At 57.8% G+C, this 22,835-nt stretch carries 24 protein-coding genes; 7 read left to right on the forward strand and 17 right to left on the reverse strand.

What is annotated here, in order from left to right; genetic code table 11:
* Positions 1–129: 129 nt before the first annotated feature.
* The 14 genes from ACR0NA_RS01700 to fabD all read right to left on the reverse strand — a co-directional run bounded on the left by ACR0NA_RS01700 (position 130) and on the right by fabD (position 14,623).
* Positions 130–1,308 (reverse strand): phage major capsid protein, encoded by a 1,179-nt coding sequence (locus ACR0NA_RS01700; protein ID WP_480725576.1) that lies wholly within the window; start codon positions 1,306–1,308, stop codon positions 130–132.
* Positions 1,309–1,342: 34 nt separating this feature from the next.
* Complete coding sequence (locus tag ACR0NA_RS01705) at positions 1,343–1,918, reverse strand: HK97 family phage prohead protease (RefSeq protein ID WP_480725578.1); 576 nt, start codon at positions 1,916–1,918, stop codon at positions 1,343–1,345.
* Entirely contained in the window at positions 1,915–2,133 is a 219-nt protein-coding gene (locus tag ACR0NA_RS01710) for a GTA head formation protein, RCAP_rcc01685 family (RefSeq protein ID WP_170572321.1), read from the reverse strand. Before ACR0NA_RS01710 ends, ACR0NA_RS01705 begins: the two co-directional genes overlap by 4 nt.
* A complete protein-coding gene (locus tag ACR0NA_RS01715; protein WP_480725581.1) occupies positions 2,126–3,289 on the reverse strand; it encodes a phage portal protein in 1,164 nt (387 codons plus the stop codon). Before ACR0NA_RS01715 ends, ACR0NA_RS01710 begins: the two co-directional genes overlap by 8 nt.
* A gap of 259 nt (positions 3,290–3,548) precedes the next feature.
* Positions 3,549–4,175, reverse strand: a complete 627-nt coding sequence (locus tag ACR0NA_RS01720; RefSeq protein WP_480725583.1) for a C39 family peptidase — start codon at positions 4,173–4,175, stop codon at positions 3,549–3,551.
* Between the two features lie 186 nt (positions 4,176–4,361).
* On the reverse strand, positions 4,362–5,732 hold the full coding sequence (locus ACR0NA_RS01725) for a DNA-packaging protein (RefSeq protein WP_480725585.1): 1,371 nt from the start codon (positions 5,730–5,732) through the stop codon (positions 4,362–4,364).
* Positions 5,733–6,209: 477 nt separating this feature from the next.
* The gene (locus tag ACR0NA_RS01730; RefSeq protein ID WP_480725587.1) at positions 6,210–8,063 is read right to left on the reverse strand and encodes an adenylate/guanylate cyclase domain-containing protein; all 1,854 of its coding nucleotides are present in this window, start codon (positions 8,061–8,063) and stop codon (positions 6,210–6,212) included.
* A gap of 221 nt (positions 8,064–8,284) precedes the next feature.
* Positions 8,285–9,445: an endolytic transglycosylase MltG gene (gene mltG, locus ACR0NA_RS01735; RefSeq protein WP_480725589.1), complete on the reverse strand. Its 1,161-nt coding sequence runs from the start codon at positions 9,443–9,445 to the stop codon at positions 8,285–8,287.
* Positions 9,446–10,711: a beta-ketoacyl-ACP synthase II gene (fabF, locus tag ACR0NA_RS01740; RefSeq protein WP_480725591.1), complete on the reverse strand. Its 1,266-nt coding sequence runs from the start codon at positions 10,709–10,711 to the stop codon at positions 9,446–9,448.
* Between the two features lie 207 nt (positions 10,712–10,918).
* Positions 10,919–11,662 carry a 1-(5-phosphoribosyl)-5-[(5-phosphoribosylamino)methylideneamino]imidazole-4-carboxamide isomerase gene (locus tag ACR0NA_RS01745; RefSeq protein WP_480725593.1) on the reverse strand — a complete coding sequence of 248 codons (744 nt, stop codon included), beginning with the start codon at positions 11,660–11,662 and terminating at the stop codon, positions 10,919–10,921.
* Between the two features lie 123 nt (positions 11,663–11,785).
* Positions 11,786–12,325 carry a GNAT family N-acetyltransferase gene (locus ACR0NA_RS01750; protein ID WP_170651905.1) on the reverse strand — a complete coding sequence of 180 codons (540 nt, stop codon included), beginning with the start codon at positions 12,323–12,325 and terminating at the stop codon, positions 11,786–11,788.
* Positions 12,326–12,461: 136 nt separating this feature from the next.
* Positions 12,462–12,695 carry an acyl carrier protein gene (locus ACR0NA_RS01755; RefSeq protein WP_170651903.1) on the reverse strand — a complete coding sequence of 78 codons (234 nt, stop codon included), beginning with the start codon at positions 12,693–12,695 and terminating at the stop codon, positions 12,462–12,464.
* A 207-nt stretch (positions 12,696–12,902) separates the two neighbouring features.
* Positions 12,903–13,640: a 3-oxoacyl-[acyl-carrier-protein] reductase gene (gene fabG, locus ACR0NA_RS01760; protein WP_170651901.1), complete on the reverse strand. Its 738-nt coding sequence runs from the start codon at positions 13,638–13,640 to the stop codon at positions 12,903–12,905.
* A gap of 44 nt (positions 13,641–13,684) precedes the next feature.
* On the reverse strand, positions 13,685–14,623 hold the full coding sequence (fabD, locus tag ACR0NA_RS01765; RefSeq protein ID WP_480725596.1) for an ACP S-malonyltransferase: 939 nt from the start codon (positions 14,621–14,623) through the stop codon (positions 13,685–13,687).
* A gap of 160 nt (positions 14,624–14,783) precedes the next feature.
* Between fabD and ACR0NA_RS01770 the strand changes: the two genes are divergently transcribed.
* Positions 14,784–16,013 carry a cytochrome b/b6 domain-containing protein gene (locus tag ACR0NA_RS01770; RefSeq protein WP_480725598.1) on the forward strand — a complete coding sequence of 410 codons (1,230 nt, stop codon included), beginning with the start codon at positions 14,784–14,786 and terminating at the stop codon, positions 16,011–16,013.
* A gap of 88 nt (positions 16,014–16,101) precedes the next feature.
* On the opposite strand, the gene ACR0NA_RS01775 is transcribed toward ACR0NA_RS01770, so the two are convergent.
* Both ACR0NA_RS01775 and ACR0NA_RS01780 read right to left on the reverse strand, forming a co-directional pair.
* Entirely contained in the window at positions 16,102–16,674 is a 573-nt protein-coding gene (locus ACR0NA_RS01775) for a YceI family protein (protein ID WP_170651895.1), read from the reverse strand.
* A 126-nt stretch (positions 16,675–16,800) separates the two neighbouring features.
* Positions 16,801–17,319 (reverse strand): hypothetical protein, encoded by a 519-nt coding sequence (locus tag ACR0NA_RS01780; RefSeq protein WP_170651893.1) that lies wholly within the window; start codon positions 17,317–17,319, stop codon positions 16,801–16,803.
* A 273-nt stretch (positions 17,320–17,592) separates the two neighbouring features.
* On the opposite strand from ACR0NA_RS01780, the gene rpsF reads away from it, so the two are divergent.
* The 6 genes from rpsF (at position 17,593) to ACR0NA_RS01810 (ending at position 21,386) form a co-directional block, all read left to right on the forward strand.
* Positions 17,593–17,946 carry a 30S ribosomal protein S6 gene (gene rpsF, locus ACR0NA_RS01785; RefSeq protein ID WP_480725601.1) on the forward strand — a complete coding sequence of 118 codons (354 nt, stop codon included), beginning with the start codon at positions 17,593–17,595 and terminating at the stop codon, positions 17,944–17,946.
* Positions 17,947–17,974: 28 nt separating this feature from the next.
* On the forward strand, positions 17,975–18,202 hold the full coding sequence (gene rpsR / locus ACR0NA_RS01790; protein WP_005982441.1) for a 30S ribosomal protein S18: 228 nt from the start codon (positions 17,975–17,977) through the stop codon (positions 18,200–18,202).
* A gap of 12 nt (positions 18,203–18,214) precedes the next feature.
* A complete protein-coding gene (gene rplI, locus ACR0NA_RS01795; protein ID WP_170651889.1) occupies positions 18,215–18,829 on the forward strand; it encodes a 50S ribosomal protein L9 in 615 nt (204 codons plus the stop codon).
* A gap of 161 nt (positions 18,830–18,990) precedes the next feature.
* Positions 18,991–19,479, forward strand: coding sequence for a transglycosylase SLT domain-containing protein (locus tag ACR0NA_RS01800; protein WP_480725606.1), 489 nt, complete (start codon positions 18,991–18,993; stop codon positions 19,477–19,479).
* 237 nt (positions 19,480–19,716) lie between these two features.
* Positions 19,717–20,418, forward strand: a complete 702-nt coding sequence (locus ACR0NA_RS01805; RefSeq protein ID WP_170651885.1) for a LuxR family transcriptional regulator — start codon at positions 19,717–19,719, stop codon at positions 20,416–20,418.
* A 98-nt stretch (positions 20,419–20,516) separates the two neighbouring features.
* Positions 20,517–21,386, forward strand: coding sequence for an acyl-homoserine-lactone synthase (locus ACR0NA_RS01810; RefSeq protein ID WP_170651884.1), 870 nt, complete (start codon positions 20,517–20,519; stop codon positions 21,384–21,386).
* Positions 21,387–21,485: 99 nt separating this feature from the next.
* Here the strand turns inward: ACR0NA_RS01810 and tig are convergent, their stop codons facing one another.
* On the reverse strand, positions 21,486–22,817 hold the full coding sequence (tig, locus tag ACR0NA_RS01815) for a trigger factor (RefSeq protein WP_480725988.1): 1,332 nt from the start codon (positions 22,815–22,817) through the stop codon (positions 21,486–21,488).
* Between the last annotated feature and the right edge of the window lie 18 nt (positions 22,818–22,835).

Raw genomic sequence — 22,835 nt, forward strand, 5'->3', positions numbered from 1 at the left:
TGGAAAATGACGGGCACGCGCCGCCCCACGTTGCTCGGACGGAGGGGAGCAGCTAGACAACGCAGGGGATCTCACCCCGGCCCGCGCCCGCCGCCCGGGGGGCGCAAAGCCCCCCGGATCCGTCACCGCTTAGGCGGTGCCGAATTTCACCAGCTTGATTGCGGCAAAGTCGCTGACGTCGCCGCCCACGCGCTTGGTCGCGTAGAACAGGACATGCGGCTTGGCGCTGAACGGATCACGCAGCACGCGAAGATCGGGACGCTCGGCGATGGTATAACCGGCCTGGAAGTCACCGAACGCAATCGAGAAGCTGTCGCTGCCCGCGTCCGGCATATCCTCGGCGATCAGCACCGGATAACCCATCAGACGCGCAGGCTCACCCGCGGCCAGACCATCCGACCACAGGAAGCGGCCATCGCCGTCCTTAAGCTTGCGGATCACACCGGCGGTTTTCGAGTTCATCACGAAGGTGCCATTGACGCGGTACTGCGCGCCCAGCGCATAGACCACATCGACAATCGCATCCGCATCGACACCGCCGTCGATCCCTGTTGGCACATAGCCAAGATTACCCCACGCCCAGACGTCATTGTCGACCTTGGCGTGATCCAGAATACCCTTGGGCTTGTCAGCACCATCACCCGAGATGAACGCTGCAGCCTCGGCGCGTGCGAACTTGTCCGCGATGCGGCCGGCCAGCCAGCCCTCGACGTCAAAGGCACTGTCATCCAGCAGCCGCTGCGAAGCCTTGGGCAGCGCGCTCAGCTCGTGCAGCGCGATGGAAATCCGGTCAATCGACGGCGTCGCCGTCTCGGTCGCGACCGAGGTCTCATCCGCCCAGCCAGCGCCCACATCTGTATGGTCGATCAGCACATCAAACGAATTCGCTTCGACATTCACCACCGACGCAATCGAACGGATCGAGGCCGTGGATTTCAGCACCGACTTAATGATCTCGGCAGTCTGCGGATCGACCAGATAGCCGCCATCGCTGTTAACAGCACTGGACAGCGATTTTGCCTCCATCTCAAGGCCGCGCAGCCCGTCATCATCACCCGACCGCACATAGGCATCAAAGGCCTTTTGGTGCGGTGCGCCTTCGGTGCCCGAGGCCGCAAGATGCGGGCGTGCCGCGATGGTTGATTTACGATCCAGCATGGTCAGTCGCTCTTCTGTCTGTTGCAGTTTTGTTTTAACTTCAGCCTTCAAGCCCTTGAATTCATTCACGAAGCTAGCCATCGCCTGCTTCACCTCCTGAACCAGGGGCGCACCCTCTCCGGTCAAGGCCGGAATCTCGGTCTTGCTCATCAGCACTTCCTTGTTTGGGTGGGATTGAGGCGCGCTAGGTTCGCGCCAGCTCCTGCCGGGCGTGATCAAACACCTCGGCAATACTGCGCCAGGTGTTCTCGGCCTCGGGGTCCGTCCCCTTGGCCGCCACCCGCGCACTGGGAAGCATCGGGAATGTCACCAGCGACACCTCCCACAGCTCCAGTTCGGTCAGGACCCGTTGGCCCTTGTCATTCTTCACGGCCCGTTTGGTGCGATAGCCAATCGACAACCCGTCGATGGCCCCGGCCCGGATCAGCTCTGCTGCCTCACGACCCTTTTGCGTCGCCTCCAGCAGGCGTCCCTTGACCCACAGGCCCTTGTCGTCCTCACGCACCTCGTCCCACACGCCGATCGGCTGCGCCGGGTCGTGCTGCCACAGCATCTTGACTCGCTGGCCTGCCTTCTCCAGCCCCGCTAGCGACGCACGATAGGCCCCGTTCTGTACCACGTCGCTGCCCTGATCCACCTGACCGAACAGGCTGGCATATCCCTCGATCACAGCGTCTTCGCTCACAGACAACCCGTCTCCAAACCGCGCGAACTTGTGTTCCAAATCCATCAACTTCTCCATGTAACCCGCTGAACTCATGGCGTTACCACCAGGAACGACTGAAACGCTTGCGCCAGAATTACCGCCGCCACACCGTAGACCGTCAGCCACAACCGCCGCTCAAGCCGCTCCATCATGTCCTCGATCTGATCCAGCCGCCGACAAAGATGCGCGTGCTGGATCTCGGCCACCCGCTCATGCGCGGCCAGACGCAGGCCCGGCGCGCAGTCGAACGGCGGATACCCCTCAGCCATCGGCGCGCTCCGGCAGCCCCAGCAGCGCCCTCTTTTCCGCATCCGTCAGGAACTCGGCCCCGCTGACCCGCGCCCATTGCGCATCGCGTTCTGCCGACAGCGCTGGCACCTGATCCAGATCGGGTTTCAGCACCAACTCCTCGCCGGTAAAGGCTGACAACCACTCCGACACCGCCGCCGCCACCCGCGTCACCAGGGGCAGAACGGTCAGGCGGTAAAACGCCCGGTTGGCCTCCTGATAGTTCGAATAGGTCACGTCGCCCTGAATTCCCAGCAACATCGGCGGGACCCCAAAGGCCAGCGCGATCTCGCGGGCGGCGGCTTCCTTGGTCTTTTGAAACTCCATGTCGGACGGAGAGAAGCCCATCGGCTTCCAGTCCAGGCCACCTTCCAGAACCATCGGTCGCCCGGCATTGCGCGCGCCGCGATAGTTCTGCTCGATCTCATCGGACAGGCGGCGGAACTGATCCTCGGCCATAACCCCATGGCCATCACCGCCCTTCCAAACCAGCGCCCCCGAAGGCCGCGCCGCATTGTCCAACAGCGATTTCGACCATCTGGACGCGCTGTTATGCACATCAATCGCCATCGCCGCCGCCTGCATCGGCGAGAACCCGTAATGGTCGTCCTGCGGGTGGAAGGATTTGATATGACAGATATTTTCCGTCGCGAACCGGTGCGTCTTGCCCCCCGCCGTATAATCATACGCTCTGGGCCAGCCATCCGCCCCCGGCACTACGCTCATCCGATCCGAGCGCAGAACATGCAGCTCAACCGGCAACCCCTCCTCGGCTTGTACCGCCTCGACGTAAGCGTTGCCTGACAACAGCAACTGCCCGAACAAGGCCTCCATCAGTTCCGCCCGCCCCTGCGCCGCATTCGGACGCCGCATGAGGCTCAGAATCGGATGCGTCTCATAACGCTGCGCCTGATCCTGCAACACCAACGGCAACGCCGCCGCCGCCTCGGCAATCAGCTTGACCGAGCGAAACCCCACCGGGTTCCCCGAAAACCCCGTCCGTGTCAGCGACACCGCATCCCGAGGGCTCCACGCCACGCGCCCACCCGTCTGCCACGCGACCACCGGCCCCGCCGCGCTGGCCTTTGCCTCGGGTGCTTCCCCAGCCGATCCACGACGCAAGAAATCGAATACCATCTGTGCTCCTTTCTGCCGCCGCTCTGCCCGGCTTGTTGAAAGGAGTTATGAGGGAAAGAAGTTTAGGGCTTGAGAACAGGGAGTACGGGGGTTGGGCAACGGCAATCTCGGCCCTTTGCCACGATCCATAACAGCCATAGTTTCAAACTGCCGCTTCACAGAAAAAGCTACTGTTCGCTTTCTTCAAACGAACTCTGAGTTTTACGGGTTCAAAACTCTGTTCCGGATGAGCAGTACGAAGCCAGCAGTTTAACTCAGACTATTTCGGGTACGCGAAAAAAGCACTGCGGTTGTTCGCGAACCTATGATTGTGCCAATTTTCCTTCAGTACCGCATAACTCAAAATACGAGACTGTTTTCCTGGCAAGTTTGGATCGCGAATGTAGACAACCTGTGCTTCATCATTAAAGCCCATGACGACAAACGTGTGACCTTCATCTTGGTGGACATCGATAAGTACTGGGCGGCCTTTTCTCAAACTTGCCTTTATATCGCGAAGACCAGATTTAAAGCCGGAGGATGATTTTGGGTAATCGCGAATTTTCCACCGATACCCATACTTGCGAAGAGCGTAGTTGGCATCTCTCCAATATGTAAACTTTGAATTTCTTTGGTTTTTGGGCTTGTGACCTTCAGCGATGGTTTTTAGTTCGACGGGATCAATTCTACCCCCAAAATACTGAACAACCATTGCCGCCGAAGTTGGCACGCACAGATTTTCGCCTTGCCTAATATGGGGAACATCCAATCTGACGTAAGACTCTGTAATGCCCGGTGGTGGCAACTTCCGGTGTGACACAGCTCCCTCGCGCCAACCGACTTCAGCGTTTGCTAACGGCGAAATGAAAATAAGAAACACAAATGACAGAACAATCGTAAAATACACTTCGTCCTCCTTTTCCAGAAGCGTATTCTAACCTTTCTGTAGCAGTCAAATTGTGCCGACGAATTCTGCTTTTGAAGTCCTTTTCCAGGCAAAAGTAGCGAAGCAAAATGCCGAATGTCATTTGGGCGTTGTTGAATAGGGCTCAAAGCAGTTGATTGGTTTTTGCGACTTAAGAGAACACAATCCTCACAACACCCGCACCCTCGGCCGCCGATACACCCCCGCAGGCCCCACAACCAACTCATGCAGCGCCCAGACCAGCGCATCGACCCGGTCGGGTGAGCCCTGCCCCTCGAACCCGCGCGCCGTCATCTGGCACATCTGTTCCTCCAGCGCGTCCAACCCCGCCACATGCGCCACCCGCTCTTGTTCGTACAGGGCCGCCACTGGTTCTGCCCGCGCGACCTTGCCACGTGACGCACGCACTGCTCGGAACGGGACCAGAGGGTCCACCTGCCGCACGACCTCCTCAACCAGTTGTCCGCCCTGATTAACCTCGGCCACCAGCCGCTCGGCCCCGAACTCATCCATCGCGTCAATCGCCGCCTGCGCCCAGCCTGCCGGGCCAACGCCCTGCACCGTCCGGTCGGCCAGCACGAACGCCCGCCAATCCTCAGGCGGCCCCTGCAGTTGCGCACCGACCACCACGATCCCGCAGGCATCCGCGTCCGATCCCGCCGTCACCGCCGGGTCCAGCGCTACCACGATACGGTCCAGTTCAGGCACCCGGTCAACCCGCGCCGACTCCAGCATCGAGCCCGTCCACAGCGCCCCCTCGGCGTCCGACAGCAGCACCCCGTCCAATTCCTGCCGCCCCAACCGCGTTCCGGCGTATCGCGCGCGCACCTCTTCCAAGAAGGACTCCGCCAAATTGGCCCGGTTCGCTTCGGTCGGCGCATGGGTCTGGACCGTGGACGGGGACGCCAGCAACGCCTTCAAAACCTTCACATTGCGCGGCGTGGTCGTCACGCAGACCCGCGGTCGATCTCCCAACCGAAGGGCAAACTGCAGCATGTCCCATGTCTCTCCGGCCTTTTTCCACTTGGCCAGTTCATCCACCCAGGCCGCATCGAACTGCGGCCCCCGCAACCCCTCGGGATCATGCGCCGAAAACGCCTGCGCCTCGGCCCCGTTGGGCCAGACAAGTTTTCGCTCGGATGCTTTCCAAACCGGACGCCGATCCGGCGGAGAACACCGCAAAATCCCGCTATCACCAAAAATCATCACGTCGCGCACCTGATCAAAGGTCTCACCGACCAATGCCACCCGGCTGGCCTCCCCCCGGTCCAGCGGCATTGCCCCCTCGACCATCGATCGCACCCATTCGGCCCCGGCCCGCGTCTTGCCCGCGCCGCGCCCGCCCATGATCACCCAAGATCGCCAATCCCCCTCGGGCGGCAACTGGTGCGGCAGCGCCCAGAACTCGAACAGGAAAGGGAGGGCACAAAGCCCCCCCTCCCCGATCTCACTCAGAAATCGGTCCCGCACCGCAGCATCGGCGGAGGCGAGCCAGTCTGCACCCGATCTCAGACCGGGCGCGTTCAAGATCGAGTGCATAGCCCCCCTGGGCGATTCCGATCTGTCTGTGATGTTGTTCGACAAGGCTTGTCTCCACTTTCTGACAACTTCGGATCAGGCCCTCCAGCTGCCCGAGTTGCCTGGCTGAACCAGCAAGATCTGCATCCTCCCCGGTCCCGATCTGCTTGCGCAGGTCTTCCGCCGCTTGCCGCAGACCGCGAATGGATGCCTCCAGCGACTGCAACAGTTCCGCCGTTTGGGACATCCGCTCTTCCGGGGTAATCAAAGTCATGTTTGCCTGTGACCTCATGCGTGAGTTTTTCCGCACGAGAGAAATGAAAAACGGCCACCGGGTCGCCCCGGGGCCGTCGCCCACTTCTTCTAGCATGACACAACTTATACGAGAGTCAGTTCGGCAAGTCAAGGTTTCCCGCAACAGGTGCGCAACACCCAACGTGCAGAAATAATTAAAAAATTCTTGTCCACCGGGCATCCTGACCGCCCTGTGGTATTCACCTATTCCGGCATTCCCGCAATACGCAGGTCCGAATACCACTGCTCAAGATATTCTTTCGCTTGATATTCCCTGTCCAGATAGGACCGCATTTCGGTGATGCTGTAATCAGGATTGTCTGCAAGAAATTCGGCAATCACCTCCTGCGCGTCATCCTCGCGGCCAAGGCAAATGTATATCGTCGCTAATGTCCGCAGGCGCAGGCTTGGAGGGTTCCGCTGTCCGTTATAGGTGTCCAGTGCGGTTTCACAATCTCCGAGTATATACTGCACCCAGGCGAGGTTGGCCTTGAAGTGATCCGGATGATGCGGGTCCAGTTCCATGGCTTCCTGCAAAACCGCGGCAGCTTCTTCCAACCGTCCAAGGCTCATCAAAGGCAATGACAATGTGTTCATGTATCGCGACGAACTGGGATACAGTTCGATGGCTTTTTTGAAATGGACGACAGCCTCTTCCAGTTCCCCTTTTCCGTAATGCACCCAACCGCGGGCATATTGCGCACCCGGGGCGTTTGGATCCAGTGACAGGGCTTTTTCAGCTGCTTCTTCGGCCAGCCGCAATGCCTCGTCCCGATCAACATCAGACCAGCCGCGCCGATATCCTGCCATGTAGGAAAAAGCCAGGCCGATGTATCCGAAATGAGAATCCGGATCAGCCTGCACAGCCATTTTGTTCAGTTCCAGACTGGCCAAGGCGCCTTCTTTCGTGAACTTCCGCTGCTCCTGCCTTGCTTTCAGGTGATAGTGCAGCGCATTCACTGACGCCGCACCCGTCACCGGCGGATCGCGAAATCCAACTCGCGCGCCAACCGCGGCGGCAATGGCGCGCACAATCTCATCCTGCACGACAAAAAGGTCACCGATCTCACGGTCATATGTGTCCGCCCAAACATGTTCACCGGACGTTGCATCAATTAGCTGCACCGTGACACGCAACTGATCCCCGTTCTTTTGCTGGCTGCCTTCGACAAGGTAAGACAGGTTCAGCTCTCGCCCGACCTCAACCACATTCACCGGAGCATCACGGTAGGAAAAGCTTGTATTTCGGGCCAGAACCGAAACTTCCGGCACACGCGACAATTCCGTGATCAGACCTTCGGCTATGGCGTCACTCAGATACGACCTTTCATCACCTGTACTCAGATCATCAAAGGCCATGACCGCAAGGCGTGGCAGCCCCGACCTAATGTCCGCATTGGTGGCATTCCTGACGCTTGCAGCCCACCACAAGCCCCCTGCGACCATGAGCAGAACAACAGCCAATATTGCGACCAATCTCCGGGAAGCGTGCTCTCGGCTGGTTGACTGGGTTGTTTCCGGCATCGACAGGCTGTCGGCGCGTTCATCCAGAACCACTTTGAAGGCAGGAACCGGTTCTTCGATATTCTTGACCTTTTGTTCACCCAAACTCTCGAACGTCAGATCAAGTTTGCTGCGGACCTGAGTATGCACCGAACGGGAAATACAGATGCCGCCGGGCTCGGCCAATGACTGCAGCCTCGCCGATATGTTGACGCCATCCCCAAAAATGTCGTCATCCTCGACCACGATGTCACCAACATTGATGCCAACGCGGTATTGCAAACACAGATCATCAGGTGACTTCGCATTGTTGTTTCTGATTTCAGTCTGCACCGTAACAGCAAAAGCGACCGCGTCGACTGCACTGGCGAATTCCATCAATGCGCCATCACCCATCAACTTGATCGTCCGGCCCCCGAATTTTTCGGCCGCAGGATCAATCACATTTTGACGGTTGGATTTCAGCTTTGACAGGGTTGCGGATTCGTCGATCTCCATCGCCCGGCTGTAACCGACAACATCAGAAGACAAGATGGCTGACAGGCGTCGATGCATCGCATACCCCTCGGCCAAAATATTACACCAATTTGGCGAAATTTTCCATTCGCGCGCACAACGTCAACGCTTAGGCATCCGGGCTTGTCTGCGCTCAATCGCGGAATTCAAGCGGACCAAAGACTGAGATCTCCGTAAAAGATACCTTAACTTCGGCCCGCATTTTTGTTGTACAAAACGGACAGAACGCCACCGGAAACTGGTACAAACTGGAAGCTTTATCAGTTGTCCTGAGCTTTCCGCTCCGCCTCGATCTCGCGCCACTTGGCAACGTTGCGATTGTGCTCCTGCAATGTTTCGGCAAAGGCATGGCCACCCGTGCCGTCAGCGACGAAGAACACATAATTCGTCTCATCCGGCGCAACCGCCGCCTCAAGGCTTGCAAGGCCCGGGCTGGCAATTGGTGTCGGCGGCAACCCATCAATCAGATAAGTATTCCAAGGGGTTGAGCGACGAAGCTCACTACGGCGCAAGCCACGGCCCAGCACACCTTGACCCTTGGTGACACCGTAAATCACGGTCGGGTCTGTCTGCAGTTTCATGCCCCGCTCAAGGCGGTTCACAAAAACACTGGCAACCTGCCCGCGCTCTTGCGGTACACCGGTTTCCTTTTCGATGATCGAGGCAAGTATCAGCATTTCTTCCGGGCTGCTCAGCGGCAAACCATCCTGACGGTTCTCCCAAACTGCATTCACCCTAAGCTGCTGTTTTTCCTGCATTTCCGCAAGAACTTCGCTGCGCTCGGTTCCCGGCCTCACCTCATAACTGTCCGGTGCCAGCATTCCTTCGGGTGGCAGTTCGGACACCTCGCCGCTCAGCACGTCCACTGCTTTCAGGGCCTCTACAACCTGCCAGGATGTAACCCCTTCGGCCAGAGCTACACGAAAGCGGGTATCGGCCTCAGAGCTTTTTTCGACATAAGATTCAGGCGCTTCACCGTCAGCGGGATTGAACGACGCGACTTCGACAAATTCCAGCGTCGCCGGATCAAGCTCTCGCACCTGCGTCTCATTTCTCGTCACGCCAATACGGTAAACGATCTCGGTCCCGCACGTACTCGCCCCGCCCTTGGTGATGTCGTCGACGATCTGTTCCATCGACGCACCTTCACGCACCAGAAAGCTGCCTGCCTTCAACTGCTGAGACTTGTCCGCATAGTCCGCACCCAACCGGAAAATCGTGGCGCTGGTTACCGCACCCTTTTCCTGCAGATCACGGCTCACACGGGACATGTTGGACCCGCGTTCCACCCGCAGGCAGATCGCGCTTTCCAACGGACCTTCTGCGGAATATTGCGCCTGCCCCCAGAGGACCAAGCCAGCCAAGAGGAACAGGCCGACCGCCAGAACGGTCAGCATGTTCGATGCAAGCGCGCGCCACATTTAGTCGGCCTTTCCGAAAATCACACTCGCATTGGTGCCACCAAACCCGAAAGAGTTCGACAAAGCCACGTTGATTTCGCGCTCACGTTTCTCATTCGGCGCCAGATCCAGCGCGGTTTCGACTGCAGGATTGTCCAGATTAATCGTCGGAGGCGCAACCTGATCCCGGATTGCCAGGATCGAAAAGATTGCTTCGATCGCACCCGCAGCCCCCAGCAAATGACCGGTGGCCGATTTGGTCGAGGTCATGGTCGCATTGGCCGCATGCTCGCCCAACAGACGCTCTACAGCGCCCAGTTCGATCGTGTCGGCCATGGTCGAGGTACCGTGCGCGTTGATGTAATCCACGTCCTTCGGCTCCAACCCTGCGCTTCTCAGCGCGGCCCTCATCGACCGTTCCGCACCATCACCGTCTTCGGACGGTGCAGTGATGTGATAGGCGTCGCCGGACATGCCGTACCCCAGCACCTCGGCATATATCTTGGCGCCACGGGCCTTGGCGTGCTCGTATTCTTCAAGCACGACGATCCCCGCGCCCTCACCCATGACAAAGCCGTCACGATCCTGATCGTATGGACGGCTGGCCGCCTTGGGATTATCGCCATATTTCGTGGACAACGCCTTGCATGCGTTGAACCCGGCGATACCGATTTCACAAATGCAGCCCTCGCCACCGCCAGCGACCATCACATCCGCATCACCGGCGCGGATAATACGGCTGGCGTCACCAATGGCGTGTGCACCTGTCGAGCAGGCCGTCACAACCGAATGGTTTGGCCCTTTGAAACCACGTCGGATCGATACCTGACCCGATGCCAGATTGATCAGCGCGCCCGGGATAAAGAAAGGCGATACACGGCGCGGACCTTTGTCTCGGATAAGGTTCGCGGTGTCGGCGATGGAACCAAGTCCACCAATACCTGACCCGATCAGAACGCCTGTGCGCAGACGTGACTCTTCGTCCTCTGGCAGCCAGTCGGCATCTTTACAGGCCATTTCCGCAGCCGCGATGGAGTACAGGATAAAGTCCTCGATCTTGCGCTGTTCCTTCGGCGGCATCCAGTCGTCGGGGTTAAAGGTTCCGTCCGTTCCGTCACCGCGCGGCACTTCGCAGGCATAGGTCGTGGTGACCCCACTTGCCTCGGCATCGAATTTGGTGATCGGGCCTGCGCCGGACTCTCCGTCCAGCAGTCGCGACCAGGTTTCCTCGACCCCGCTGGCCAAAGGAGTGACCAATCCCAGACCGGTTACAACGACTCTGCGCATGAAGTGCCTCTTGCCTGCTTCCTGTTTGAGAACCGCTCATACCCCGGCCAAGGGTCCGGGGGCAAGAGCGAGGGTAAATATTGAACTGGCGAGATCCTGCCCGGCGGTGCCGCAATCTTTTTCATAAGATTACGGCATTGCACAAAAAATGCCCCTCCCGAATTCAACAGAAGGGGCAGATCGCCGTATTTTGATGTTTCGGTACTTTTACTGAAACTCAGCCACTGGCTCATGAGCCGATTTTGCGACGTCAAGCGCCTCGCTCAGGTCAACTGTCTTGCGGAACAGCGCCCGCCCCACCAGAGCGCCCGAAATGTTGTGCACATAGGCCAGTCGCGAAATATCGTCGACCGTGCGCACCACGCCGCTGGCGACTACAGGTGTTCGCGAATTCGCCGCAAGACCCGAGATCAGCCCCAGCTGAGCTTCGACATCTTCCATATCGCTGTCGATATCTGTCACCAGGATGGCGGCAAACGGAGTGTCGGCGAAAGCTTCGATAAAGGCCTCGGGCGTAAACGCGCTTTGGCTGCGCCAACCTTCGGTCATCACCTGACCCTGCCAGACATCCACGGCCAGCACGATCTGATCCGGATAGAGCTTGGCCAGTTCCTTGACCAGAATCGGATCGCGCGCCGCCATTGTTCCGATCACGATCCGGCCCGCGCCTTTGTCGATCCAGTGCTCAACCGCTTCGCGGCTGCGCATACCACCGGCAAGCTGCACCGGAATCTCGGCCGAGCGAATGATTTCTTCAACCAGCTCGGTGTTGGTATCCTGACCTTCAATCGCATCAAAATCCGTCAGATGCATCCATTCAGCACCCGCCGCTGCCCAGCTGCGCGCGGTCTCAACCGGATCGACATGCCAAATCATGGCTTCGTCCAGGCGTCCCTTGTCCAAGGTCACGCACCGGCCACCTTGAAGTTCCATTGTTGGGTATATCCTCATGAGCCTCAGCCTCCGCTCAATCGCTATGCAAATTCAGTGTAGCATAGCCTGACGAAAACCGCGCTCATTACACGGTTTCGGCATCAGACGCTTCATTTGCGGCGTGTCAGATCGAAACGTAGTCTAAAACCTGTCCCGAGGGCCATTTCGTCGGAACAAATGAACCGGGGTGTCCTTGAAACACGCCTCGCGCATGAGGTCATAGCCCAATTTCTCTGCCAATTTTCTAGACACCTCATTGGCCGAATCGACCATTGCCACCAAGGGGCCCGGAATCACCCGGTCGAACCAGTCATGCGCGGCCTGCGCGGCCTCATACCCGAAACCCTGTCCCTGAGATTCGGGAGAGAGCACCCAGCCAGCCTCGGGGAACGTATCAAAATCCTCGCCCATCCCCCGATCACCGTAAAAAAATCCGGCTTGCCCGATCATCAGGCGATTGGACTGCAAGACCACAGCCCATTGTCCGAAACCCGCCATCTGCCAATGTCCGGCGTTGCGAAGAAACGCGTCCCACGCCTCGCCCCGGGTTCGGGGCTTACCGCCGATATGGCGCACAACTTCGGGGGTGCGCCATATCTCGGCGAACCGCTTGAAATCCTCGGGGCGCATTGCGCAAAGCGTCAGTCGCGCCGTGTTTATCATCGGGGTGGATCGTATCATGCCCTGCCCGCGTCGATGTTGCCTCTTGCACCAGAGTGCAAATCAAAATCACTTACGCAAGGCGGAATTCAAGCTGACCATAGAAAAACGGCGCCTCCGTTGCCCGGAAGCGCCGCTTTTGATCTCACATCGAAACTCAGGAAGCTTCGGTGATGAATTTGACGGCGTCGCCGAAAGTCTGGATGGTTTCGGCCGCATCGTCGGGAATCTCGATGCCGAACTCTTCTTCAAAGGCCATAACCAGCTCAACGGTGTCCAGGCTGTCTGCGCCCAGATCGTCGATGAACGAAGCGTTTTCGCTTACTTTGTCCTCTTCGACACCCAGGTGCTCAACAACGATCTTTTTCACGCGATCTGCGACGTCGCTCATGTCAATTCCTCATTCCTTCAGGGCGCTCTGCCCGGTTCTGCCCTTGCCCGCTCGGGGTGGCTTTGATTTGCCCGTACCGGGCGGTTTATCTCCCGGATGCCCGGGAAAGTTGAAGGCCGCCCAAATTGACCGGCCTCCGCATGCATGCGCCGCCTATAGCACAGACGACGCAAGAGGCAAACGCTTTCGCGCCGACCTCAATCGCGGTTACAACATGGCCATACCGCCGTTCACATGCAAGGTGCTGCCGGTTACATAACCCGCTTCGGGGCTTGCAAGATACAGAACGGCCGCCGCGATTTCGGACGGTTCACCCATGCGACCTGCCGGAACCTGCTGCAGAATGCCTGATTTCTGTTCATCGTTCAGCTTGTCGGTCATTGCCGTCGTGATGAAACCCGGCGCCACAGCGTTCACGGTGATCCCCCGCGTCGCAACTTCGTAGGCAAGGGATTTCGTCACACCCACCATGCCTGCCTTGGAGGCGGCATAGTTGACCTGCCCCGGGTTCCCCGTTGCGCCAACGACCGAAGAAATGTTGATAATGCGACCCCAGCGCGCCTTCATCATCCCGCGCAGCACACCCTTGCACAGCTTTGCTGTGGCGGTCAGGTTCACGTCGATCACACTTTGCCATTCATCATCCGACATGCGCATGAAAAGGTTGTCGCGCGTGATACCAGCGTTGTTGACCAGAATGTCGACCGAGCCCATGTCTTCGGCTGCCTGTTTGGGCAACGCCTCGACAGCGGTGAGATCGCTCAGATTGCAGGGCAGAACGTGCGCGCGGTCCCCCAGTTCATCGGCCAGCGCCTGAAGCGGCTCAACCCGCGTACCCGACAAACCGACAGTTGCACCGGCGCCATGCAGCGCGCGGGCGATATCGCCGCCAATACCTCCGGACGCCCCGGTGATCAGTGCATTTTTTCCCGATAGATCAAACATCCTATTTCCTTTCCCAGCGCCTGTAAAATAGCGCGCCCCGTTCGTTATGCGTCGGCCTGAGTGACCTTCTGTATATCCTCGGGCGAACCAACAGCCTTGGACCCGATTGCGCGATCGATCTTGCGGATCATGCCGGACAACGCCTTGCCGGCACCGATTTCCCAAGCTTCAGTCACACCCTGTGACGCCATGTATTGAACACTCTCGCGCCAGCGCACCGATCCGGTCACCTGCTCGACCAGCAGTTGCCGGATGAGATCGGGATCGGTCACGGCCTCGGCGCGGACGTTGGCGATCAGGGGTACGGCGGGTGCCTTGATCTCAACCGATGCAAGGGCTTCGGCCATTACATCTGCAGCGGGCTGCATCAGCGCGCAATGAAACGGCGCGCTGACAGGCAACATTATGGCACGCTTTGCGCCCTTTTCCTTTGCAATCTCAGCCGCGCGCTCAACCGCAGCCTTGGCACCGGAAACAACAACCTGTGTGGGATCATTGTCATTTGCGGCCTGACAGACCTCACCCTGAGCAGCCTCTTCCGCTACAGCTCGCACCGCGTCCAGATCAAGCCCGAGAATTGCAGCCATTGCGCCCTGTCCCACAGGAACGGCACTCTGCATTGCTTGACCGCGCGTCCGTAGCAGCCGGGCCGTATCCGAAATTGACAATGCCCCAGCGGCGGCCAGCGCCGAGTACTCTCCCAGCGAATGCCCTGCCACATAAGATGCTTTCGAGATCGACACACCTTCGGCCTCAAGCGCCCGCATCGCAGCAATCGACGTCGCCATCAGGGCGGGCTGCGCGTTTTGCGTCAGGGTCAGTTCTTCGATTTCACCTTCCCAGATCAGCGTGCTGAGCTTTTCACCCAGCGCATCATCGACCTCGTCGAAAACTGCCTTGGCTGTGGGGTATGCGTCTGCCAGCGCCTTGCCCATTCCGATGGTCTGGGCGCCCTGCCCGGGAAAAACGAACGCGATTGTCATTGAAACCTCTTCGATGACGTTAGGTTGCGGCGGGGTGTAAACCGACTGCGCGGGCGGCACAAGCTCTGCATCTCGACACGCCTCATGTGCATTTCGCGGTATTGTGTCCCCGCATCATATAATTAGGTTGGCGGAAAGCAGAAATCCGGAGCCACACACAATGCCTCTTACCAACACCCACAGCACCTACGGAGGCATTGCCAAAACTTTCCATTGGCTGACTGCCCTGCTGATCTTTACGGTACTCCCGCTTGGGTGGGTCGCGAATGATATTGCCCATGCAATCTACGACCCGGCGATCCCGACGACCGAGGAAGACATTGCTCGCGCCGCCCGGTTGTTTTCGCTGCACAAGACGATTGGCGTTACGATCTTCTTTGTCGCTCTGGCCCGAATCGTCTGGGCATTGACGCAAACCAAACCCGGCCTTTTGAATGCCGACAACAAACCAGAGGCGTTTGCAGCCGAAACAGTCCACTGGCTGCTTTACGGATCACTGGTTCTTGTTCCCCTGACCGGCTGGATACATCACGCCGCCACCGAAGGTTTCGCGCCGATCCTGTGGCCTTTTGGGCAAAACCTGCCCTTTATCCCGAAATCCGCTCCGCTGGCCGAAGCGACAGCTGGCCTGCACTGGGTGTTCATGTGGGTTCTGGTAGGCGCGGTATCGCTGCACGTTCTTGGCGCCATCAAACATCACGTGATCGACAAGGACAGCACGCTGCGCCGAATGCTACCGGGTCGGTCGGTTGCCCCGGAACCGACCGAGCAACACCACTCGTCAACACCCGCCCTTGCTGCTCTGCTGCTGTGGGTCGCTGCTCTGACTGGTGGTTGGTACATAGGCGCTTACTCTGACCATTCGGGTGGCGGGAAAGATGCTGCGGAACTGGCCGAGGTTCAGTCCGACTGGCAGGTGCAGAATGGCACCTTGTCACTCACGATCACACAACTTGGCAGCCCGGTTACAGGACAGTTCGGTGAATGGACGGCCGCCATCACCTTTGACGATCCTGCCGAAACCGGGCCAGCGGGCTCCGTTGATGTCACCGTTTCCATCGGGTCGCTCACCCTAGGTACCGTGACGGATCAGGCAATGGGTGCCGACTTCTTTGACAGTACACAATTTCCAACGGCTAATTTCAAAGCCGACCTGTTCAGAACCGACGATGGATTTGAGGCACGCGGCCCCCTGACAATCCGGGACCAGACGTTGGACATCGTGCTGCCCTTCACACTGGATATTCAGGATGGTCAGGCAAACATGGCCGGATCGGTTGAATTGAACCGACTGGATTTCGACATCGGGAAAAGCATGCCCAAAGAGGATTCATTGGCTTTTGCAGTGGAGGTGGCGGTTGAACTGACCGCAAGCAGACAGGAAAACTAACATCCGAAATTTGCGGTGCATTAATTGCACAAAAAAAGCCAACGGTTCCATGGAACCGGCGGCCTGCTATTCCCAGTATGTCTGAGACTTATTCGGCCTTTTGCGCCTCAACCGAGATCCGGATATCAATTTCGTCGCCTACAAACGGAGCAAACTTGCCCAGATTGTAGTCGCTACGCAGCAAGGTCGTCGTCGCGTCAAAGCCCGCCCACGGTTTCCCCGCCATCGGATGTTCGCCAACCTGATTCAACTTGGCGTCCAGAACAACCGGCTTGGTCACGCCGTTAATAGTCAGATCACCGGTGATGTTCGCGGTGTTTTCGCCGGTGACTTCAATCGCGGTCGAGTTGAAGGTCACCAGATCCCCTTCGGTTGCGGCAAAGAAATCTTCGGACATGAAGTGTTCTTCGCGGGGCGCCCAGCCGGTGATCATCTCGACGACCGGCATCGAAACCGACACGCTCGAGTCAGCCGGGTTTTCCTGATCAAACATGATCTCGCCCTCGAACCCCGAGAACATGCCGGTAGTGGTCGAGAATCCAAGGTGGTTGTAAGTGAAAACAACCTGGCTGTGGCTGGAATCCAGGACGTATTTTTCGGCGCTTGCAAAAGCCGCGGACGCCGAAACGGCCAGAGCAGCGGCAAGGAGGGTGGTTTTCATAGCAATCTCCGCAAAAAAGTGAACGCAAACCGTTTGGGTTGCACCAAAAAGAAGATGTGCCGCCCAAGGGCGGCACACAACCTTCATTCGCTAACAAATTCTGTTCCTTTTTGAACAGAACGATTTTCAGACCGAAATTGGCACCGTTCCGCTGAGTTGCCCTTTCAACGCCCGGCTGACTTCCGCCGATTCAAGAGGCAGTTTCATCAGCAAGCTGCCATCCATGTCGAACAGCTCCACCCGGTCGTCGGCAAAATGTGCTCCACCCAGCGTGTCGTAGCTGCGGCGCAAGACGGTCTGAGGACGCCCGTTTTCGTTTTTCTGCAGCACGCGCACCTCGCGGCGGATGGGATCGAAATATGCATCCGGGCGATTATCCAGCACTTCCAGCGTCAACAGGCTGACACCCCCGACAAGGAACAAGAGCGAAGCCGCCAGTTTGATCGGCCAGACCTCGGCCCCCATGACGGAGCCGGGCATAAGCCACATCGAAAACGCGCTGATGATCAGGAATGCCCCCACGACGCGGCACAGAACCATCCGTGCTCTCCAGTTGGCTGCAAATGTGATCATCACAGGTACGGAGTTGTCAAAGGCCGACGCCGAAGCCGGTTGTTGTACTGTATTTGTATTGATGGCGGTCATCTTTCTCGCGCCCCTGTCGCTGGTTACCCTACTATCCGGGTTGTTTCCGGGTTGAATTCAACTTTGAGCCGAAAAGAGTCAGCAATTGGGCGCAGCAAAGGTATTAGGGCGGCGCGACCAAGGCATTTTGGCGGGGCTTGTCCTTGCCGTACAAACGTGTATATGGGGCCATCCTTCGCAAGCACGTATGAACCGCGCAGCCTCTCGTGGCAGGGTCGCGAAGGGATCAGGACCCCGCCTATGAAATGCGCCTTGATAGAAACAGGAGTGCACATGCCACTGTATGAGCATGTAATGATCGCGCGTCAGGACCTGTCCAACGCGCAGGCAGAAAGCCTTGTCGAACATTTCGGCACCGTTCTGGCTGACAACGGCGGCAACGTCGTCGACAGCGAGTACTGGGGCGTCAAGACGATGGCCTACAAGATCAACAAAAACCGCAAGGGCCACTATGCCTTCCTCAAGACCGACGCCCCCGCTGGCGCCGTTCAGGAAATGGAACGCCTGATGCGCCTGCACGATGACGTCATGCGCGTTCTGACCATCAAGGTCGACGAGCATGCCGAGGGCCCCTCGGTCCAGATGCAGAAGCGCGACGACCGCGGCGACCGCCGCGAGCGCCGTTGATCAACGCCTGAGGAAAGGACACAAAGCCATGGCCGCAAAACCATTTTTCCGCCGCCGCAAGGTCTGCCCGTTCTCGGGCGACAACGCGCCGAAGATCGACTACAAAGACACCCGTCTGCTGCAGCGCTACATCTCTGAGCGCGGCAAGATCGTTCCTTCGCGCATCACCGCCGTTTCGGCGAAAAAGCAGCGTGAACTGGCCCGTGCTATCAAGCGCGCCCGCTTCCTCGCCCTGCTGCCCTACGCCGTGAAGTAAGGAGAGACTGACATGCAAGTTATCCTTCTGGAACGCGTTGCGAAACTGGGTCAGATGGGCGACGTCGTCGACGTCAAGCCCGGCTACGCCCGCAACTTTCTGCTGCCGCAGGGCAAAGCCCTGAGCGCATCGGACGCCAACATCGCTTCTTTCGAGGCCCAGAAAGCGCAGCTGGAAGCTCGCAACCTGGAAACCAAGAAAGAAGCTGAAGCACTGGCTGAAAAGCTGGACGGTCAGCAGTTCATCGTGATTCGCTCGGCATCGGACGCCGGCGCTCTGTATGGCTCGGTCACACCGCGCGACGCAGCAGATGCCGCCACCGAGGCCGGTTTCACCGTCGACAAGAAACAGGTCATCCTGATCGCACCGATCAAGGAACTGGGTCTGCACTCGGTTGCAGTTAAACTGCACCCCGAAGTCGACGTCGAAATCAAGATGAACGTCGCCCGCTCGGAAGAAGAAGCCGAACTGCAGGCATCGGGCAAATCGATTCAGGAACTGGCTGCTGAAGAAGAAGCCGCTGCTGAATTCGAAATCGCCGAACTGTTCGACGATATCGGAACTGCCGCGTCTGATGACGAGGAACTGGCCGCGGAAGCGCCGGCAGAAGACGAAGCCAAAGCCTGATAACAGGTTGGTAAAGAGCTTGAGAAGCCGCGCATTTTCTGCGCGGCTTTTTCTATTGCTGCCCCAAATTGACGCTGAGCAATTTCCGGCCAAGACCCGACGTCCCGCTTGCGACGGCGCCCTGTCCCCTTATCATTCCGGCGCGAATACGGAGAATACGCATGACGACTTTGCCCCGACGCAATTTCATGGCACTACTGGTCGCCGGCCCGCTGGCGGCTTGCGGCTTGTCGAACGACCGCCTGAGCAGCCGAAACGAACCTTTCGACCCACCGCTATATCCAAACGAAACGCCGGAATTGCGCGCGTCGATCAATAAATGGGCGGACCACTATGAGCTTCCCCGGGAACTGGTCCACAAACTGGCGATCCGTGAAAGCACCCATCGTCCCTGGGCTGTAAATCGGCCTTACTACGGCTTGTTGCAGATCCTGCCGGCAACCGCCCGATCGATGGGATATCGCGGAAAGCCCCAAGGATTGCTGGATGCTGACACCAACCTCGAATTTGCGGGGAAGTACCTGCGCGGCGCCTGGCTGTTGTCTGACGGCGATCAGCAGCGTGCAATATTCCTGTACGCAAAGGGTTACTATCCCGAGGCCAAAAAACGCGGCATGTTAGTGGAAACAGGTCTGGTCCAGTCCAACTAGGAAAAGGGTCCGGATTACGAACAAAACCGCCGTAAGCTGCGGTACAAATCGGAGTGTCCACAACCTGTATGCAAGTCTGGGTCGGAAAGACGGGTGTTGCCAAGTAATCGCAGTATAACAGCGCACATAATGAATAACATCTGTACTTAACCGAATATTTGACGCTAGGTTATGACGCGAATATGGTGAGTAAGGCGCCGCCGTGGATGGGGCCGGTGTCCATGCAAGAGGTGTATGGTGAAACTGATAGACTTGGCTGCGGTCGACCAAGAAGAAACGACCGCCAGTGCCATATTGGACTCAGTTTGCGAGTCGCTGGGGTTTGACTACGCGTCATACGCCACGATGAACGCAGTCCAAGGGGACGTCCAGGGCTATGCCAACTATCCCGACGAATGGAAACTGCACTACGGCCAGCAGGGATTCCATCACCTCGACCCAACGCTGTATAAATCCGCACTCAGCATAGCCCCGGTGGACTGGAGCCGCTTTGAACAGGATAAAAAGTTCAAGGCCGTGTTCCGCGACGCCAGCGATTTCGGGATAACAAGCCGTGGGCTTACGGTCCCCATACGTGGGCCTTATGGCGAATGCGGGTTGCTGAACGTCACACGCGATTGTTCAGACAACGAATGGGAAGCGCAAAAGAAAGAATTCATTGCAGATCTGCAGGTCGCGGCGGTACATATCCACGACACCGTCATGCGATCCGGCCTTTTGGCCAAAGCGCTTTACCTTCCACCCTTGTCTTCGCGGGAAAAGGAAATCCTGCAATGGGTGGCAGAAGGTAAATCGCAGCAGGACATTGGCGATATACTGTGCATTTCTCACAGAACCGTCGAAGTCCACATGCGTTCCGGCCGGGAAAAGCTGGGGGCCCTGACGACGCCCCAAGCAGTGGGACGAGCCATTAGCCTTGGCCTGATCTACCCCGGTTAAGGCAAAAAATCACAAAAATACGGGAAACCCCCAATAGCCCCGACGCGTAAGTCTTGTAACGTTAGCGTTACGGACAAGTAAGACTCGAGGGGGATGACATGATCATTGTCATTGACGGGCTGAACGCGGACAAGTTCAGTGAAGTTCTGGACGAAATGTTTAAATTGCGCGCTCGCGTATTTAGCGACCGGCTAGGCTGGGACGTTAAAGTCGTAGAGGGGCGTGAGCGGGATGAATTCGACAATTTACACCCGACACATGTCGTCAGCATCAACGACGAGGGGGAAGTCGTTGGGTGCATGCGCCTTTTGCAGACCACAGGGCCGCACATGCTTGCGGACGTGTTCAGCGACATTCTTGACGGAGAGCCGCCCTTGCGCAGTTCTCAGGTCTGGGAAGCGACACGATTCTGCGTTGATACAAACAAGTTAGGCGGCGGTCGTGGAAAAAATACCGTCTCGTACGTCACAAGCGAAGTGATGCTTGGCTCTTTTGAATACGCTCAGAAAGCGGGTGTATTGGATGCAGTCGCCGTAATAGATCCGGTGATCAACCGCGTCCTGAAACGATCAGGCAACGCGCCTTGCGACTATCTTGGCAGCGCCAAGCCGATGGGAAAGGTCACAGCGATGGCTGCATTGATGGACTGCTCAGACGAGCGCATCAAATCCATCCGGGAATACGCAAGTATCGAACACGATGTTTTTCTGAGCGAAGATGCCGCGCTTGAGCTATTCGAGAAAAGCCGCACTCCGGCCAAGATCAGTACTTTGCAACCACCGGCAAATCGTGACCACAAACCACTGAATACGCTTGAGAAGTACTTTGTCGAACAGATGACTTCGGCAAGAACGCACAAGGAAAGACAAGCGGTTCTGGATCTGATCGAAGCGCTTTCAGACAAGTTTACGCCAGAGCAAAAGACCGCTCTGCTACAAACCCCCCGTGCTTTTGCTCATGAGGCTTGACCCCCTCACCTCATAGGTACAAAGCCACCCACGCGGAGCCGTCAAATTACTGACGGCTCCGTACTTTTTGCCCCCACATAAAAAGGGGTAGAAAGAGGATTACTCCTCTTCCAGAGCCTCGACAGCTTTTTGCAGCTCGTCCTTGCTGATTTCCTTGTCCGAAACCTGTGCCAGCTCGAACACGTAGTCCACGACCTTGTCTTCAAAGATCGGTGCACGCAGCTGTTGCTGCATCTGGGCGTTCTGCTGGATGAACTCAAAGAACTGACGTTCCTGACCCGGATACTGACGCGCCTGATTCATGATGGCCTGGGTCATCTCGGCGTCGGTCACTTCCACTTCGGCTTTCTGACCCAGCTCAGCCAACAACAGGCCCAGACGCACCCGGCGTGCGGCCAGTTTGTTGTGCTCGTCGGTCGGCTCGATCTCAGCGTGGTCGTGGCCTTCGACTTCAGGGTTTTCTTCGTGCCACAGCTGATGGGCGATCTGCTTGGCCTCGGCTTCGACCAGCGATGGCGGCAGGTCAAACGAAACTTTGGTGTCCAGAGCGTCGAGAAGACCACGCTTCATGACCGCACGGGCCGCACCGGAGTATTCCGCTTCCAGACGCTCGGTGATCTGAGTCTTCAGCCCTGCCAGATCCTCTGCGCCGAACTTTGTTGCCAGTTCGTCATTGATCTCGGCTGCAACCGGTTCCTTCACCTCTTTGACGGTGCAGGTGAAAACGGCGTCTTTACCTGCCAGATGCTCGGCACCGTACTCTTCGGGGAAGGTGACATTGACGTCTTTTACTTCTTCCGCCTTCACGCCGACCAATTGCTCTTCGAAACCGGGGATGAAGCTGTTCGATCCCAGAACCAGCGGATAGTCTTCGGCGGAACCGCCTTCGAATTCTTCGCCGTCAACTTTTCCGACAAAATCGAACACGATCTGATCGCCGTCCTTGGCTTTCGAACCTTTGCGGCGGGCTTTGAAGTCCTGCGCAGTTTCTGCCAGATTTTTCAGGGCTTCCTCAACGGCCGCATCGTCTGCTTTTACAACCAGCTTTTCCAGCTCGATCGACTTCAGATCAACCTCGGGAATTTCTGGCAGCGCCTCATAGGACATCGCGACCTGAACATCGTCGCCTTCTTTCCAGTCCTCGTTGGTCATTTTGACCTCGGGCTGCAGTGCCGGACGATCACCGCTGTCTTCGAAGTGCTGGTTCATTGCACCGTCGATGGTTTCCTGCATCGCTTCGCCAAGCAGACGCGGGCCAAACTGTTTTTTCAACAGGGCCATCGGCACCTTACCCTTGCGGAAGCCTTTCATCTCGATTTCCGGCTGCGCTTCGGTCAACTTCTCATTGACCTTGTCGTCCAGTTCGGCAGCGGTGACAACGATGTTGTAGCCGCGTTTCAGACCTTCGTTCAGCGTCTCGGTAACCTGCATTATGGTAGTCCCCATAGG

It is taken from the genome of Ruegeria sp. C11, from assembly GCF_056537725.1.

Bases quoted from the DNA above. Each gene is read 5' to 3' on its own strand.
- fabD (WP_480725596.1), bottom strand. From the start codon at position 14,623: ATGACAATCGCGTTCGTTTTTCCCGGGCAGGGCGCCCAGACCATCGGA.
- tig (WP_480725988.1), bottom strand. From the start codon at position 22,817: ATGCAGGTTACCGAGACGCTGAACGAAGGTCTGAAACGCGGCTACAAC.
- ACR0NA_RS01750 (WP_170651905.1), bottom strand. From the start codon at position 12,325: ATGATACGATCCACCCCGATGATAAACACGGCGCGACTGACGCTTTGC.
- ACR0NA_RS01705 (WP_480725578.1), bottom strand. From the start codon at position 1,918: ATGAGTTCAGCGGGTTACATGGAGAAGTTGATGGATTTGGAACACAAG.
- fabG (WP_170651901.1), bottom strand. From the start codon at position 13,640: ATGTTTGATCTATCGGGAAAAAATGCACTGATCACCGGGGCGTCCGGA.
- ACR0NA_RS01710 (WP_170572321.1), bottom strand. From the start codon at position 2,133: ATGGCTGAGGGGTATCCGCCGTTCGACTGCGCGCCGGGCCTGCGTCTG.
- ACR0NA_RS01800 (WP_480725606.1), top strand. From the start codon at position 18,991: ATGACGACTTTGCCCCGACGCAATTTCATGGCACTACTGGTCGCCGGC.
- ACR0NA_RS01715 (WP_480725581.1), bottom strand. From the start codon at position 3,289: ATGGTATTCGATTTCTTGCGTCGTGGATCGGCTGGGGAAGCACCCGAG.
- rpsR (WP_005982441.1), top strand. From the start codon at position 17,975: ATGGCCGCAAAACCATTTTTCCGCCGCCGCAAGGTCTGCCCGTTCTCG.
- fabF (WP_480725591.1), bottom strand. From the start codon at position 10,711: ATGCGCAGAGTCGTTGTAACCGGTCTGGGATTGGTCACTCCTTTGGCC.
- ACR0NA_RS01745 (WP_480725593.1), bottom strand. From the start codon at position 11,662: ATGAGGATATACCCAACAATGGAACTTCAAGGTGGCCGGTGCGTGACC.
- ACR0NA_RS01730 (WP_480725587.1), bottom strand. From the start codon at position 8,063: ATGCATCGACGCCTGTCAGCCATCTTGTCTTCTGATGTTGTCGGTTAC.
- ACR0NA_RS01700 (WP_480725576.1), bottom strand. From the start codon at position 1,308: ATGAGCAAGACCGAGATTCCGGCCTTGACCGGAGAGGGTGCGCCCCTG.
- ACR0NA_RS01755 (WP_170651903.1), bottom strand. From the start codon at position 12,695: ATGAGCGACGTCGCAGATCGCGTGAAAAAGATCGTTGTTGAGCACCTG.
- ACR0NA_RS01725 (WP_480725585.1), bottom strand. From the start codon at position 5,732: ATGCACTCGATCTTGAACGCGCCCGGTCTGAGATCGGGTGCAGACTGG.
- ACR0NA_RS01770 (WP_480725598.1), top strand. From the start codon at position 14,784: ATGCCTCTTACCAACACCCACAGCACCTACGGAGGCATTGCCAAAACT.
- ACR0NA_RS01780 (WP_170651893.1), bottom strand. From the start codon at position 17,319: ATGACCGCCATCAATACAAATACAGTACAACAACCGGCTTCGGCGTCG.
- rplI (WP_170651889.1), top strand. From the start codon at position 18,215: ATGCAAGTTATCCTTCTGGAACGCGTTGCGAAACTGGGTCAGATGGGC.
- ACR0NA_RS01775 (WP_170651895.1), bottom strand. From the start codon at position 16,674: ATGAAAACCACCCTCCTTGCCGCTGCTCTGGCCGTTTCGGCGTCCGCG.
- ACR0NA_RS01810 (WP_170651884.1), top strand. From the start codon at position 20,517: ATGATCATTGTCATTGACGGGCTGAACGCGGACAAGTTCAGTGAAGTT.
- mltG (WP_480725589.1), bottom strand. From the start codon at position 9,445: ATGTGGCGCGCGCTTGCATCGAACATGCTGACCGTTCTGGCGGTCGGC.
- rpsF (WP_480725601.1), top strand. From the start codon at position 17,593: ATGCCACTGTATGAGCATGTAATGATCGCGCGTCAGGACCTGTCCAAC.